Genomic DNA, 14,448 nt, shown 5'->3' on the forward strand with positions numbered 1-14,448 from the left:
CTTCAAAGTCAAGGCATAAAAGTATTCAAAGGGATTGATAAATTCTTCAGAATAGCTAGTGGTTTTTTTTGCAATCTTAGATTTGCCACGGAAGATCGGCTTCAATAAGTCTTTACTTTTCCAAGCAAAAAAGGCTCGAGTAAGAAACTCAAGCCTTTAAATGTTACTCTAAATTATTCTCTTAATAGCCGCTTGGCTAGAGCGAAATCGCCAACTGTTGCTGAACCATTATTATCAATTGCTGGCAAAACAATGTACTCTTCAAGTTTAGGAACATGAACGTAGTTATTCAGCAACTTAGCAAAGTCACGCCGAACCTTTTGCAAAAATGCTTCACTGGTTACCCCGCCGCCAAAAACAATTTTGTCAGGGCGCAAAATCAGTGTTACTTGAAGAGCAGCTTGCGCAACGTAATAGCTCATAATATCCCAAACAGGGTCAGATAACGGGACATCCTTTCCTGGCTTGTTCAGTCGTGCTTCAAATGTGGGACCTGATACTAAACCTTCTAAGCAATCTTGGTGAAACGGGCAAACGCCTGCAAAAGCCAGATCATCTGGATGACGCTTTAATTTAACGTGACCCATTTCGGGATGGCCTAAAGAGCCAACAAGTTTGCCATTAATAATGGCACCGCCACCAACACCCGTTCCGATAGTATAGTAGACCAGTGAATCTATGTCGTCGTTTGACAACAAAGACATCACGTATTCACCGTAAGCAGAACCATTAACATCAGTTGTGAAATACATTGGTACCTTGAGAGATTTTTGTAAGAAACCGACAAAGTCAGTATTGCTCCACCCAGCCTTGGGTGTATCAGTAATAAAGCCATAATTGGGCGCGGTCTTGCGGACTTCAATCGGACCAAATGATGCAATTCCAATCGCATCCACCGGAAATTTTTTAAAGTAATCAACCGTCTTCTGCAAAGTTTCTGAAGGCGTTGTGGTCGGAAAGGTAGTTTCATCTTTAATCTGATAATTTTCATTGCCGACCGCACACACGAATTTAGTACCGCCAGCTTCAATTGATCCTAATAACATTTAGTTTTCCTTTCAATTTTAATTGAATATCTTTACTTAATTAAGTGTACAGCGAAAAGCATAATAACTCGATAGCTTTTACTAAATGTCCACTAAAAATTAATATTAATCACTGTTATTAAGCACTATTTATTACAATCGCTGACAGACTTCAAAGATTTCTTTATTTGGACCATAAAAATTAAAATATTTAATACCATTTTCCCAATACGGCAAGCTTTGGATGCCGTTCTCAACAAATTCAACATCTAACTTTTGCACTTGCGCAAATGCTGCAGCAATATCGTCCGTATCTAAAGCAATATGATTAATCGCCCCAACTTTTTCCGGAGCTTCTGCTGGCGATTCCCAGCTTTCAATCATTAAAGAACCTAATTGATAAAAACCGACTTGGCTACCATTATTATCTTCGGTATTCACTAACTTAAATCCTAATGACTGATAAAATTTCTTGCTTTGTTCAAACTTTTTCGTTGGAACACCAATATGCTGTAAACCATTAAAAATCATTTTTTACCTCAATTTATTTTCTCGTATTTGCTTCTTGCCAATCCTGATAATATTTTATTTTTGAAACTAAAATCTGACCTTCTGTGACAAAAAAGCTTAACTCTCGACCAAGCTTATTATACATCCGAGCACTCAACGCCACATTATTAATATATAAAATAATAATACTGTCATCTACAATCAGCTTCAGGTCATATGTCTTACCTTTAATTAGGGGAAGTGGTCTCTCTAAGCCAGTGGCAAAATATGAGGGCCAAGGATAGTTAGGCATACAAGTAAATTTAAGTATATTTTCTGGTCCATATGCCTGGTATTGATAGCCTGCTCTAGTTTCTTCATTAACATATGCTTTGATGCCAAAAGACTTAGTATCTTGTAAAATTGTAATTTGGGCTTCAAGTAAAAATTGGTCAGGAAGATTTTTGATTATGGTTTCTTCCTTTTTCCCATCATTACAACTAAGCCTGATTTGAGGCAGTGGTCGACTTTCAGCAAAATTAGCAGTAATTGTTTCTGGAAGATCTACTCCTAAAGTCTTATCAGGCCGTTGAATAATCTGGTGAGGCACAAATGCACCACCCCAATCCCAATTACCTAAGTCCTGCTCATTTTCTTTAGTTGCTACCCAGCCGGTTAAAAAGCGCCCGACTTGATTGTTACCGACCGTTCTTGCGGCATAATAGGCTTTGCCATCAAAAAATTCATCACTAAGGGAATGCCATTGATTGAATAACCCATCACTAACGCGATATTTGGTCCGTTTATCTTCAGAATATTCAGAAAAAATTAGGTACCAGGTATGATCAAGTTCAAATAAGTCTGGCATTTCAATCATGTTAAACTCATTCGGTACCCAAAAGTCACCCTTAAAATGCCAATGATGTAAATCTTCTGATTCAAAATAAACCAGGCGCCCTGTTGGCTTCTTTTTATCTCCCGGCAGTCGTGCACCTAACACAAGAACATAACACTGGCGCTGCTTTGAATAAACAATAACTGGATCGCGCCAATCATTATGATCATAGCCTTTTTGCGGAGCCAAGCTAGTTTCCTTGCCTTCTTTTTGCCAATGAAGTAAATCTTGACTAGTTGCTGACATCAAAATTTCGGAAGTCTTTTTAGCTAATTTTGCTTGGCGATTATGTCCGGTATAAAATGCAATTTGTTCATTTTTGCCTTGGGTTATACTTCCAGCATAGATAAACTGATCGGCAGCATCATGTTTACCTTTAGGTAAAACCTCACCATGATCCTGATAACTAACAAAATCTTTTGTCGTAACTAATGACCAGCCAAATGGATCAGTCAATGGCTTAGGATTGCGAGTATCACGCTGGTGAAAAAGGTAAAAGGTCTGGTCTTTTTCATTAAAAAATGGCATGCAATCGCCAAACCAATATCCTTCTGGTTGATAAAATATTTTTTGCATATTAAATTCTTTCTTTATTCATCTTCTGCATTTTTTCTGTCTTGTGCTTTAAACATGGTTAAAGGAGTTAATTGTTGCAGCTTTTCAACCACTTGATCTAGTGACTGGTTCTGCATCCGCAAGTTTAACGCTTCAATTAAAACCGGTAAGCTAACGCCACCGAACAAGAAAAAGTCACTGCTGTATTTATTGCTTCTTTTTGCAAACTCATTAAACGGGGTTCCGCCAGCCAAATCGCATAAAACAAGTATCGACTGATTAGCTGTTGTCGCTAATAACTGATCTACCTTATTACCAAAACTAACGACTCCCTGATCTTTAAGACCGAGTGCTTCAATTTGGTTTAAGTGGCCAAAAAGCGATTGTAAGACATTTAAAAATTCTTCTGCTAATTGGCCATGTGTTGCAATAATAATATTGAACATAAAATCATAATCCTTCTACTATTAAAGGTAATCTTTTAAATAAACTGTTGGACTCTGTGGTGTCGGAATAACCGTTACTTCCACACCACGGTCCAATAATTGCTTAAAGGCAGTTATTTCTTCTTGAGTAACATTAATTGAAGGCCTAATGCGGGTTGTTCCAGGGCGAGCCGCCAAGTTGCCTACATTTACTTTTGTGATAGGCAAGCCCTTATCAAGCAAGTAATTCACATCAACTGGTGAAACACAAATCAGCAATACGCGTTGCCCTTCATACCGACCACTTTTAATATTCGACACCGCCTTTTCTCTACCCAAAATTGAGGTGCTAACGTTAGCCGGAGCAGCCAAACGAACAACACTTTTCCGCATGTCGTCATTCATAATTGCATCATTAATTACCATTATTCTTGTTGCGTTAAGCCGACCACTCCACTGCGTAGCCACCTGCCCGTGAATCATTCGATCATCAATTCTTACGTGAATAATTCCTGCCATCTTCTCTGTCATTACTTTTTCTCCTATGCCAAAATATGTAGCGCATTTAATGCGATTGATACTACTAATACAATTAAAATCACATAAACTGGTTTAACCTTTTTTCCTAATAAATAGTAAATTACGCCAACAACTGCTGCTGGCAACAATCCAGGCATTATTTGATCCAAAATACTGTTACCAGTCATCGTTAACTTACCCTGTTTAAACGTAAAGGCTAAATTGACCTTAACCATTGTTGCAGCCAATGCTCCAACTACCATTAAGCCAAGTACAGAAGCGGCATTGGTTAATGCTTTTAACGTTGTATTGATTGAAGAAAGCATTTTGGTTCCTGAGCGATAACCAGCAGTGAATAGCGGATAGGCAGTTAGCCGAATTAAAATAGACGCAATTATCCACAAAATGCAGCCAAATGGATTACCGTGCAAGGCCATGTTAGCGGCAATTGCACCAAAGATTGTCCATGGAATCGTAACAAATAAGCTGTCACCAATTCCGGCAAGCGGTCCCATTAACCCAGTTTTTAAGGCACTAACTGCCTCAAGTGAAGCCGTTTTACCATTTTCTTCCATTCCAACATCAACGCCCATAATAAATGGTGCCGTGTACGGAGTAGTATTAAAAAACTGTAGTTGTGTGGTAATGGCTGTCTTTTTACCAGCTGGGTCATCACGATAATTTTCTTCGATGAAAGGCAACATGGCATAGGTATAACCCAAACCTTCATATTTTTCATAATTTAGCGAAGTTGCACCAAACACAATCCACCGATTCATCACTTTGCGGTATATCTTTTTCATTTTACTCATCTTCGTTTGCCCCTCCGTTCACAGCATTTGTTGTTCCTTCACTAGTTTTAGTCTGGTTTTGATATAACAGTAGGGCAATTGCAAAACCAATCAATGAAATTCCAATAATTGGCATCTTGAGGTAAATTGCCAGTACAAATCCAAAGATAATGTATGAAAAATAATCTCTAGTCGGCAGGTACTGTAATAACATGCCAATTCCGACTGCTGGTAAAATTCCGGCCGCGGTTTTAAGACCGCCTGATAACCAAGCAGGAATATAATTTATAAAACTGCCCACAATCTTTGGTCCCAAGATAACAGTTAATAAGACCGGAATTCCTGAAACAAAACTTGTAAATAACGTAGCCAAATATTGCATCCAATTAATCATTTGATAATTTTCTTGCTCCGCAAATTTTTCTGCCCGCTGTTGACAGAAAATATTGGCAGACCATTTTAAAACATCAACTTGAACAATTAATAGTGCAATAGGAATCGCTAGTGCAATCCCAATTGCGGCTTTTTGATGCGTTGCAATCGTTAGATATGTTCCAATTAATGCGGCTGTTTGGTAATCAGGTACCGAAGCTCCCCCAAAACTGGTAATTCCTAGCGTCATCAGTTGCAAAGTACCACCTATATAGAGCCCAGTCTCAGCATCCCCCATAATTAGGCCAGTGATAAAACCAGCAACAACTGGTTGCGAAATGCCTAATTTTGGTCCTTCTTTATCGAAGTTAATAATAAAGCCGTAGATTACGACTAAAATGTTACGTAATAGCATCTTCTTCTCCTTCTTTTATAATGATCCAAATATCTTTTACTTGGACTAATTTGCCCTCTACCGTTTTATTAGCAAATACCATGCCAAGATTGGGAAGAAAAAAGCATGCTAATCAGCAAATACTAACTAACATGCTATTTTATTGGTAATTAAAAATTATTTGGTCAATATAAATTAACTCAGACACTGGAATTTTCACATTATAATTGTCAATAATCACACTAAAAGCAGCTTTGATAATTTTAAGATCTGTTGCATATTTGTGTGCATACGTCTTGGCATATTCGGGATCAAGATCATTTTTCTCCTTTCTGATTAGTCGTTCAATTAAGTAGCTAATGTGCACGTACAAGGTAAATTTTTTCTGATTAGACAAAGATATTGAAAAGCGCCGTTCAAGTTCCTGTAAAAAAATAGTAATGTTTTCAATCACTTTAGGTGCGTCAAGGATAGTCACCATATTAATCGTACGTTCAAGAGAAAAATTCTTAACCAAATTATTCATAATGAGTTTAATCTCTGGCACCGTGAAAGACTTAGTCAGCCATTTTTGCAGCTTAGCTGTCCCCTTATCAGACAATATTTTTTCAAGGTGAATAAAATCTAGTCCCGGAATTTCTGGATTTTCCGTACCGACAATGCCGATAACATCATACATTTTATTAACCACTTTTACCTTATGTGGATCCTTTAAAGCTTGGTAATCATACGGAATAATCTTGATTTTACTACTGCTTGGCATGCAACGCTCTAATAGCCGCGCCACATGAGTTGCCGTACCAATTCCTGAATAGCAAGTAGTCAGAATTACTTGTTGACGCCGCTTAGCCGGATAGGTTAGCTTAATTTCAATCTTGCTTTTTTGTTGTGCTAACTGGCCAATTTCGCGAAAACTGCGTTTTTGTAAAATGCTTTCGCCAACTATTAAAGCTAGTGATGTCGAAACGTTATTGATCAACAACAGCGGTGCATCAAGCTGGCGGGGAAATAGTTTTTCAATTTCTTGTAATGAACCCATGTCAACTAAGATAATTAGGCCATGACTGACATCATTATTTTCACTGTAATCAATTATTTTATTAGCAATCTGTTGTGTACTAACATTAATTGGCATATCAAAAGCATCAAGAGTATGGGCATTTAAAAGTCGGTTGACCACATTGGCAATACTGCCAGCCGTCGCGTAACCATGAGCCAATACGATTGCCTTTATTAGCCCAGTTTTAGTAATAATTTCGAGCTTATTGAGATAAATTGATAAGAAAATATAGTCAACTTCGTTTAATTCAATTTCTAAATTATTTTTGATTAATAGCAGCAATTTACCGACATAAGCATAAACCTCAGGATAGCGCTGGCGTACTTCCTGATATAAACTGTGCAACGCATTTTTTTGCCTAACCTCATCGATATTCCACTGAATTTTTTGGCGCTCAAAGAGATAATAACTAATTGCATAAATGGCATTGCCACTTACCTGCAATTGATAAGCATTTTGTAACTGCTCAAAAAGATGCTTAAGGTGCTCAATTACATAGGACAATAAGGGAAGCTGCTTACTGGCATTTTTCTCAAATAATAAAGTATCGAATAGCTGGTAGACAATTTGCTTCAGCTTTGATTCACAGTTTGGCAAATGATTATTACTTTGTTCATAGGTCGTTAACAAGCGCTCTAGACTATGAAGAAAAATCTTCTTTTCAGGAAAACTGCGGGCAATCAGGTCGGCTGGTTCAGTTTCATCAGTAATTTGCAGTGTTTTTTTAGCGGACAGATATGATTCTGTTTTACTTCTCATTAAAACGTCGACTGGTAAATTATAAGCTGTCAGTGTCAATTTATTCGCCTTTTTTTCATCGGCATTAGCACGGGCAATTGTTAATTTGACGGCATTTTTCAAGTCGCCAATATTTCCAACAGGAAGATAATTAGCCAGCATTTCAAGCACCTGATCACTAACAGTAATTGGTTTTGCAATCTCACGCTGTTCATTACAAAGTAAGGTATAAATTAAATTCAGTCTTTCTTCCCGACTTCGCTGACTTAGTGGCGGCAAGCTAATCTTAACCGGTATTCTACGCATAAAAGTAGTTAAAAAGTTATTTTCTACTTCCTCAGTAGTCGCAAAGCACAAACGGACACTTACCCTTTTGCCGTGACTTGTTTCACCGACTGGATAAACCAGTCCTTGATCAAGATAAGTAAACAATTTCTCCTGCCCTTTTGGTCCCAGACGGTGAACTTCATCTAAAAATAAAATGCCACCGTTTGCTTCAACAAACGCCCCGTCATGATCTTGATCTGCACCTGTGAATGCACCCTTCTTATACCCAAATAAGTTGCTAGTAAGCAATTCCGGATTATCAGCATATTGGGCACAATTAACTGTAACAAATGGTGCAGTTGTCTTAATTAATTTATTCGTTCGACAAAACCGATTGATTAACCCAACTAAATAACTTTTACCAGTGCCGCTTTCACCTGTAATAAGCAATGGTAGTCCGTTATTAGGATATAAAACAGCAGCCCGAACACGTTCGACACTTTCTTTTAGACTAGGATTTATTTGCGCAAAACTTTTTAAAATATCTTGGTTGTTATTTTCTTGTTCTAACTGAGCAACTGTTAAATAAGTATCTTTTTTTAACGCATAATTGCTTTTTTCAAACTGGGCTCTGTGAATAAAACGCACTGGGCGTGTTTGAACCTTTACTAATTTATGCTCATTTGTTAATTGGTTTAAATAAAGGCTGACAGTATTGCGCTTTGCATTAAGTGCTTGAGCAATACCGCCAGCCGTAAACCGCTTGTCAAGATGATCTAAATCAAGCGTCTTAGTTTGCTTTTTAAGATAAGCCAGTACATCATTTTTTAGCATATTCTCCTCAACTTCTCTGCCCTTTCATTTTCAAGATAAATCGCTTTCAAAGGACATTTTACCGCAATTCTTTCTACAAATAGTGCGTGTTCTACTGTGAAAGTAAGCGATAGACAAAACTTAGATGATAAAAGTCACAGATATTAAGCAAGAACCAGTTTGCTCAATTTAAATAAAAATTTCGGCTTTTTTTACTGTGAAAAATGACATACTAGTGTGAACTAAAAAAGCCTCGAAAATGTTTTTTCAAGACTTAGATTAATTAACTATTTTTAGCTTTTCTGTTAGTTCTTTCTCTGAATAATTTAGTAAATAGATATAGCAGAACATCAGTAATAACTGCGGCCAATGGAAACAGACTAATGTTTCCAATTAAACGACTGTAGTACATGGATAAGCGTGGCGTCAACGGAAAGAGAATTGCTCTGGCAGGAAGAAACCACGGAATAGTCATTAGAATTATAAAAAGAACCTGAATTTTTTTTGATAAGGCCGCAAAATTTAGGGGAAAGTGATCGCTATTTTTATATTTGAGCACATAATACAATATTCCGATTATCCCATATGACATTGTTAAGTTGCTGATAATGTCCATTAAGTCACGATTCACAATGATAATTCCTTTCTTTCATCTCTGACTTAAAAATAAGCTCAGCTAATAATTAATTTCATTCTAGAAGTTATACCCTATTTTTGCAAGCGCTTTAAAAATTAATCATATTTATTACTAAGTAGCTTTTCGCCTTTTTACCTGATTATTGGGATCGCAAATAACAAAAAACGAATAAAAGAACGTATCTCTTATTCGTTGTTGATTTTATGATTACTAATTGCAAAGCATTACTCAAGTCGTGACTTAATTATCCAAATCGTCATTAGGTCAGCTACCAATCAAAAGATCCGGTGTTTCAGCCATTGTACCATATTTAATAAATTCCTTTAACTGCTTGATTGAGGTTAACGCAATCTGCTTATTTTTCACTGTTAATCCAGTGGCAATTTGCTCAGCCTGCTTAAGCAGTTCAGCTGTCGGCCGTTGGTCGCCTCTAGCATCCATTACCCGTAATTCTGCTTTAATTAGTGGCTGAAGTTCTTTTATTTTTGAGTTGTGATTTAAGATACCATTAATGTATACCGTATTGCCCTTGTACTTGCCATTCTTCGACACTAAGTCAACAGATACACCATTATGAATCTTATTAACACGTTTAACCTTAAAAAGTGGCTGATTTTTAACAATCTTTTTAAGCGTTTTTTGCCGATAAGGTTTTCCTGATTGATGATAGAGCGCCCCCTTTTACAGCATTCGGCAATTCAAAGACATAGCCAGCTTTTGCTAACTTTGCAGTCCATTTTTTCGCTGTTGAATATGGCGCCTTGACCGTAGTTGCTGCAGCTACATCGCTTGCTGGTAAAATTGTTGAATTGGCAATCCCACAAAGTGCTGTAATCACAGCAAGTTTAGTTACCTTTTTTATTCCTGTCTTCATTTTTATTTCTCCAATTATTACCAAAAATACCTTTCCCTAAGCAAAATTTATTTTTTTCTTAGTTCGATGAGCATCAAAACCGTTCAGAATACGTCAATAAAGTTAATATTTATTATAAATATAATACTACAAATATATTAAGAAGCTAGTTATTTAATTTAAGCAAGCACTAAGAGACAGAATAAATAGTTTTCAATTAAAGGACTGGGTTAAAAATTTTTTGATCAGCTCGGGCAAAGAAAAAGCACCAAGCTATCTAATAGCTTGATGCCTAAATTATCTGTTCTATCTGCTTTCCCTTTTGGAAGATTCGACAGAGCGCAGTTTTTTATTTATCTGGTACATCTTGAATTGTCACATCAGCGCCGAGCAAACGCAGTTTTTCCTGAACCCGGTCATAACCACGCAAGATATTGCCAGCATTATTAATAATAGTTTCACCATGGGCCATTAGGCCGGCAATCATTAGACAAGCACCGGCCCGAATCTCACCAGCGGAAACTGTTGCACCATGCAATTTAGAAGTTGGGTGCACTAGGATGATATCATCTTCAACCTTGATGTCAGCTCCCATTTTCCGCAGCTGCTCAATATGGCCAACCCGCTTAGGGTAAATACGATCAATTATTACCCCTTCGCCGGTCTTAGCGGTAAGTAAAAGTGGCGTGACCGGTTGCTGCAGATCGGTTGCAAAACCAGGGTAAGCACCGGTTTTGATCTGTGTCATTTTTAAATCACCTGCAGGATAAACATACAGAGAATCCTCATCAGCATCAATCACAACACCCATTTCCTCTACTTTTGCTAAATAAGAATCTAGGTGTTCCTCAATAATGTTGTGAATACAAATACCATTACCAATGCAGCCAGCAAGTGAAATATAAGTTCCAGCTTCAATTCGATCCGGAATAATTGTATGTGGGGTTCTAGCCTCCAGCTTTTCCACGCCCTCAATTCTGATTGAGTCGGTCCCAGCACCACGAATGGTTGCTCCCATGTTGTTAAGAAAAGTCGCAAGATCAATTATTTCCGGCTCTTTAGCAGCATTTTCAATGACTGTCTGCCCTTGTGCCGTAACTGAAGCCATAATAATGTTCATCGTCGCACCAACGGACGGCATCTCTAAGTGGATAGTCGCTCCCTTTAGACCGGTCGCGGGAGCCGTAATTGTTATTTGATCATTTTCATTTGTGACACATGCGCCTAAGGCTTCAAAGCCTTTAATGTGTTGGTCAATGGGGCGGGGTCCAATATCATCCCCACCAGGGAAGCCCACAACAGCCTTACCAAACCGGCCAAGAAGAGCACCCATAAAATAATATGAAGCACGCAAGCTCTTGATTTTACCGCTTGGCAATGGGCTCATCTTAATGTTCTCGGGATCAATATGCAAAGTGGTTTTCTGAAAATCACTTTTAACATCCATTTCATTTAACAAGTCCATTAAGTTGTCGACATCAGCAATCCTCGGAACGCCTTCCAAAGTTACCGGTGTACGCGACAAAATTGATGCCGGAATCAGTGCTACAGTGGAATTCTTTGCACCACCAATCCAGACATCACCCTGTAGGGGCTTTCCACCATGAATTATCATTTGCTTCATTGGCGAAAAAATCCTTTTCTATTTCGATTAGTCATAATAATGTTAAAGGAATTTAACAGAAAAAACAAGAGAAGACTTCTGTCCTCCCTGCTTAAAAATTAAGATTTTTGTATTATTCAACTACACGCATTACAATTTCTGTTCTGGTAATCCACAAGCTGCACCAATAAATGCCTTATATAAGCCTTCTGGTCTTTGTGGTCTACTCAAAAATTCAGGGTGATATTGCGCAGCAACGAAGAATTTGTTCTTAGTTATTTCAATTACTTCAACTAAGTGATTATCTGGAGAAACACCAGAGAAAGTCATACCGGCTTTTTCAAATGCTTCACGGTATTCATTGTTGAATTCGTAACGGTGACGGTGACGCTCTTGGATAACTTCTTGGTTACCATAAGCAGCAGCGGTCTTAGTTCCAGGCTTTAAGGCAGTTGGGTATAAGCCAAGACGCAAAGTACCACCGATGTTTTCTTCATCCCGCTTATCTGCCATGATATCAATTACATTATGAGTTGTTTCAGGATCTGCTTCGATTGAGTTAGCATCACGATAGCCTAGAACATCACGAGCAAATTCAACCGTTGCCATTTGCATTCCTAAGCAAACACCTAAGAATGGAATGTCATTTTCCCGTGCATACTTAATTGCAGTAATCATGCCTTCTAAGCCACGCGTACCAAAGCCACCAGGAACAATTAATCCATCTGAGCCCTTCATAAAGTCAGCAATATTATCTTCAGTAATATCTTCTGCTTGTACCTTATTAATTTCAACATTGGTGTTGTATGAATAACCAGCGTGCTTCAAGGCATCAGTAACTGAAATGTAGGCATCTTCAAGTTCTACGTATTTTCCAACCAAAGTAATCTTAGTCTTATACTTCAGGTTCTTAACCCGCTCATCAAGCCGAATCCATTCCGCCATGTCAGCTTCCTTTTTCGGACTTTGCAGGTGTAAGAAGTCACAAACCTTTTGATCCATGCCTTGCTCTTGGAATGCTAGTGGCAAGTCAAAGAGTGATGGTGCGTTGATGGATTCAATAATCCGGTCAACCGGAACATCAGTAAAGTTAGAAATCTTGTCCTTATGTTCTTGGTCAATTGGCATTTCTGCCCGTAAAACCAACATGTTAGGCTGAATACCAATACTACGGAGTTCGGCTACTGAGTGCTGTGTTGGTTTAGTCTTCATTTCTTGGGCAGCGTGCAGGTAAGGTACCAATGTACAGTGAATGTACATCACGTTTTCTTCCCCAACTTCACGCCGCATTTGTCTAATTGCTTCCATAAATGGGGTCGACTCGATATCACCGACCGTACCACCAATTTCAGAAATAACCACATCAGAATCAGTCGTCAGCCCTGCCCGCATGATTTTTTGCTTAATCATGTCCGTGATGTGCGGAATAACCTGAACAGTAGCTCCGTGATAATCACCACGACGTTCTTTTTCTAATACTTCTTTGTAAATTTTCCCAGTTGTTACGTTCGAATATTTACTTGTCCGTACGTCAACAATCCGCTCATAGTGACCTAAATCAAGGTCCGCTTCAGTACCGTCATCAGTGACAAAAACCTCGCCGTGTTGGTAAGGATTCATTGTACCTGGATCAATATTGATGTAGGGATCGAACTTTTGCATAGTTACCTTTAAGCCCCGATTCTTTAACAACCGGCCGAGACTTGAAGCAGTGATTCCTTTACCCAGAGAAGAAACAACACCGCCAGTAACGAAGATATATTTTGTCATTAGCCAAACTCCTTTTGCAAAAAATAAAAAATAAAAAAAGCTCCCTTGCGGGAGCATAAACGCACATAGGGTGCCCAAGTAAAATACTATCATTTTCAGACATGAAGTCAAGAAAAATTATTCATCTTCATCGTCGTCATCATTTAATTCAGATAATTGACCTTCGATACCGTCAGGCAAGTCTTCATCATCTTCGTCATCCGTATCAACGAAATCGTCATCTTCGCCAAAGTCGTCAGCATCGTCATCAGCGGTAGCATCAAGATCTTCATCTTCTGGATCATCATTATCGTAATCGATAATATCATCGCTACCAGTAGCACTTGCTAAGAAAGCATTGACCTTCTTATGGTGAGCACGGGTATCTTCTTCATCCTCATCTTCAGGGTGGTTGACTTCTTCGTCAACTGACTCATAAGGAAACCATGAGCGCAAAGCCCAAACATTTTCACCCATTGAAATGAACTCACCATTAGTGTTCAAGTCAGTATAAAATTGGGGTAAACGCTCCCGAATTTCCTCGTCGCTCTCACCCAAGTACTTTTGTACTTCATTAACAATATCAGCAAAAGCCATTCTCTTATTGTTATCTTCCAAAATTGCGCGAGCAACTTCAATCATTGATAATTCATTACGATTTTTGTCTTTAAAGTCGTTTAATCCCACAATTGCATTCCTCTCTTTTAACAATCCTTCTTATTTTACTAAGCGTTTAAGTAAAAATCAACGTGACGGTATAATTTCCTACTAAGTATAGACCACTAAAGAGGTCATATTCAATGTGAAGTTCCCTAGATCCATCAATTTTAGGGAAAAATTTAATTATTTTAGCCCTACTAGTTAAATCCATCTGATAACCTTGGGCTACGTAACGACATTCCTTTTTCTGGCCCACACTAAAGTGGAGTTGGGAATAATCACTGGCAGAATCACCACGTCTAATGATCACATCATTTTCTTTAATTAAAAGCTTAACGGGCACTTCGCCGTCTTCCAGATAAGAGACACGGGTAATCCCATTATGCTCGGTTAATTCGCCAGTACCAGACTTGCGAAAAGTTTCGCTTTCCTTTTCTTGTTTAATTGTACTAGTAAACGCAATTTTTACTTTAGTCATGACTTAACTTAAATTCCTCATCTTAACCAAAAGCTGGCACCAGCAACTCGGTTTGTTAAATAAAAAAAGCTAACCATTTAGATTAGCTAAAATCTTACAGTCAAACTGGCCAACTTAAAAGTTTT

Annotated in this window: 15 protein-coding genes; all 15 read right to left on the reverse strand. The window is 38.1% G+C overall.

The window, feature by feature from the left end; all coding sequences use genetic code 11:
• Positions 1-173 precede the first annotated feature (173 nt).
• A complete protein-coding gene (gene scrK / locus J3U71_RS01185) occupies positions 174-1,046 on the reverse strand; it encodes a fructokinase ScrK (protein WP_267392375.1) in 873 nt (290 codons plus the stop codon).
• Between the two features lie 132 nt (positions 1,047-1,178).
• Positions 1,179-1,556 (reverse strand): VOC family protein, encoded by a 378-nt coding sequence (locus J3U71_RS01190; protein WP_220232285.1) that lies wholly within the window; start codon positions 1,554-1,556, stop codon positions 1,179-1,181.
• Positions 1,557-1,569: 13 nt separating this feature from the next.
• A complete protein-coding gene (locus J3U71_RS01195) occupies positions 1,570-2,985 on the reverse strand; it encodes a glycoside hydrolase family 32 protein (protein ID WP_267392376.1) in 1,416 nt (471 codons plus the stop codon).
• A 14-nt stretch (positions 2,986-2,999) separates the two neighbouring features.
• Positions 3,000-3,410, reverse strand: a complete 411-nt coding sequence (locus tag J3U71_RS01200; RefSeq protein WP_267392377.1) for a PTS sugar transporter subunit IIA — start codon at positions 3,408-3,410, stop codon at positions 3,000-3,002.
• Between the two features lie 21 nt (positions 3,411-3,431).
• The gene (locus tag J3U71_RS01205; protein WP_267392378.1) at positions 3,432-3,920 is read right to left on the reverse strand and encodes a PTS system mannose/fructose/N-acetylgalactosamine-transporter subunit IIB; all 489 of its coding nucleotides are present in this window, start codon (positions 3,918-3,920) and stop codon (positions 3,432-3,434) included.
• An 11-nt stretch (positions 3,921-3,931) separates the two neighbouring features.
• Entirely contained in the window at positions 3,932-4,720 is a 789-nt protein-coding gene (locus J3U71_RS01210) for a PTS system mannose/fructose/sorbose family transporter subunit IID (protein WP_220220120.1), read from the reverse strand.
• Positions 4,713-5,486, reverse strand: a complete 774-nt coding sequence (locus J3U71_RS01215) for a PTS mannose/fructose/sorbose/N-acetylgalactosamine transporter subunit IIC (protein ID WP_220220121.1) — start codon at positions 5,484-5,486, stop codon at positions 4,713-4,715. Before J3U71_RS01215 ends, J3U71_RS01210 begins: the two co-directional genes overlap by 8 nt.
• A 139-nt stretch (positions 5,487-5,625) precedes the next feature.
• A complete protein-coding gene (locus tag J3U71_RS01220) occupies positions 5,626-8,364 on the reverse strand; it encodes a sigma 54-interacting transcriptional regulator (protein ID WP_267392379.1) in 2,739 nt (912 codons plus the stop codon).
• 262 nt (positions 8,365-8,626) lie between these two features.
• A complete protein-coding gene (locus tag J3U71_RS01225; protein WP_267392380.1) occupies positions 8,627-8,974 on the reverse strand; it encodes a hypothetical protein in 348 nt (115 codons plus the stop codon).
• 270 nt (positions 8,975-9,244) lie between these two features.
• A complete protein-coding gene (locus tag J3U71_RS01230; RefSeq protein ID WP_220268459.1) occupies positions 9,245-9,532 on the reverse strand; it encodes a hypothetical protein in 288 nt (95 codons plus the stop codon).
• 76 nt (positions 9,533-9,608) lie between these two features.
• Positions 9,609-9,854: a hypothetical protein gene (locus tag J3U71_RS01235; protein ID WP_267392382.1), complete on the reverse strand. Its 246-nt coding sequence runs from the start codon at positions 9,852-9,854 to the stop codon at positions 9,609-9,611.
• A gap of 328 nt (positions 9,855-10,182) precedes the next feature.
• Complete coding sequence (locus J3U71_RS01240; RefSeq protein WP_220268461.1) at positions 10,183-11,457, reverse strand: UDP-N-acetylglucosamine 1-carboxyvinyltransferase; 1,275 nt, start codon at positions 11,455-11,457, stop codon at positions 10,183-10,185.
• A 129-nt stretch (positions 11,458-11,586) separates the two neighbouring features.
• Complete coding sequence (locus J3U71_RS01245) at positions 11,587-13,206, reverse strand: CTP synthase (RefSeq protein ID WP_220220125.1); 1,620 nt, start codon at positions 13,204-13,206, stop codon at positions 11,587-11,589.
• 117 nt (positions 13,207-13,323) lie between these two features.
• On the reverse strand, positions 13,324-13,872 hold the full coding sequence (gene rpoE / locus J3U71_RS01250) for a DNA-directed RNA polymerase subunit delta (RefSeq protein WP_103752299.1): 549 nt from the start codon (positions 13,870-13,872) through the stop codon (positions 13,324-13,326).
• A gap of 46 nt (positions 13,873-13,918) precedes the next feature.
• Positions 13,919-14,323: a DUF1934 domain-containing protein gene (locus tag J3U71_RS01255; RefSeq protein WP_103752298.1), complete on the reverse strand. Its 405-nt coding sequence runs from the start codon at positions 14,321-14,323 to the stop codon at positions 13,919-13,921.
• Positions 14,324-14,448 lie beyond the last annotated feature (125 nt).

The organism is Lactobacillus sp. B4015 (genome assembly GCF_026536055.1).
Lineage (GTDB): Bacteria > Bacillota > Bacilli > Lactobacillales > Lactobacillaceae > Lactobacillus > Lactobacillus panisapium.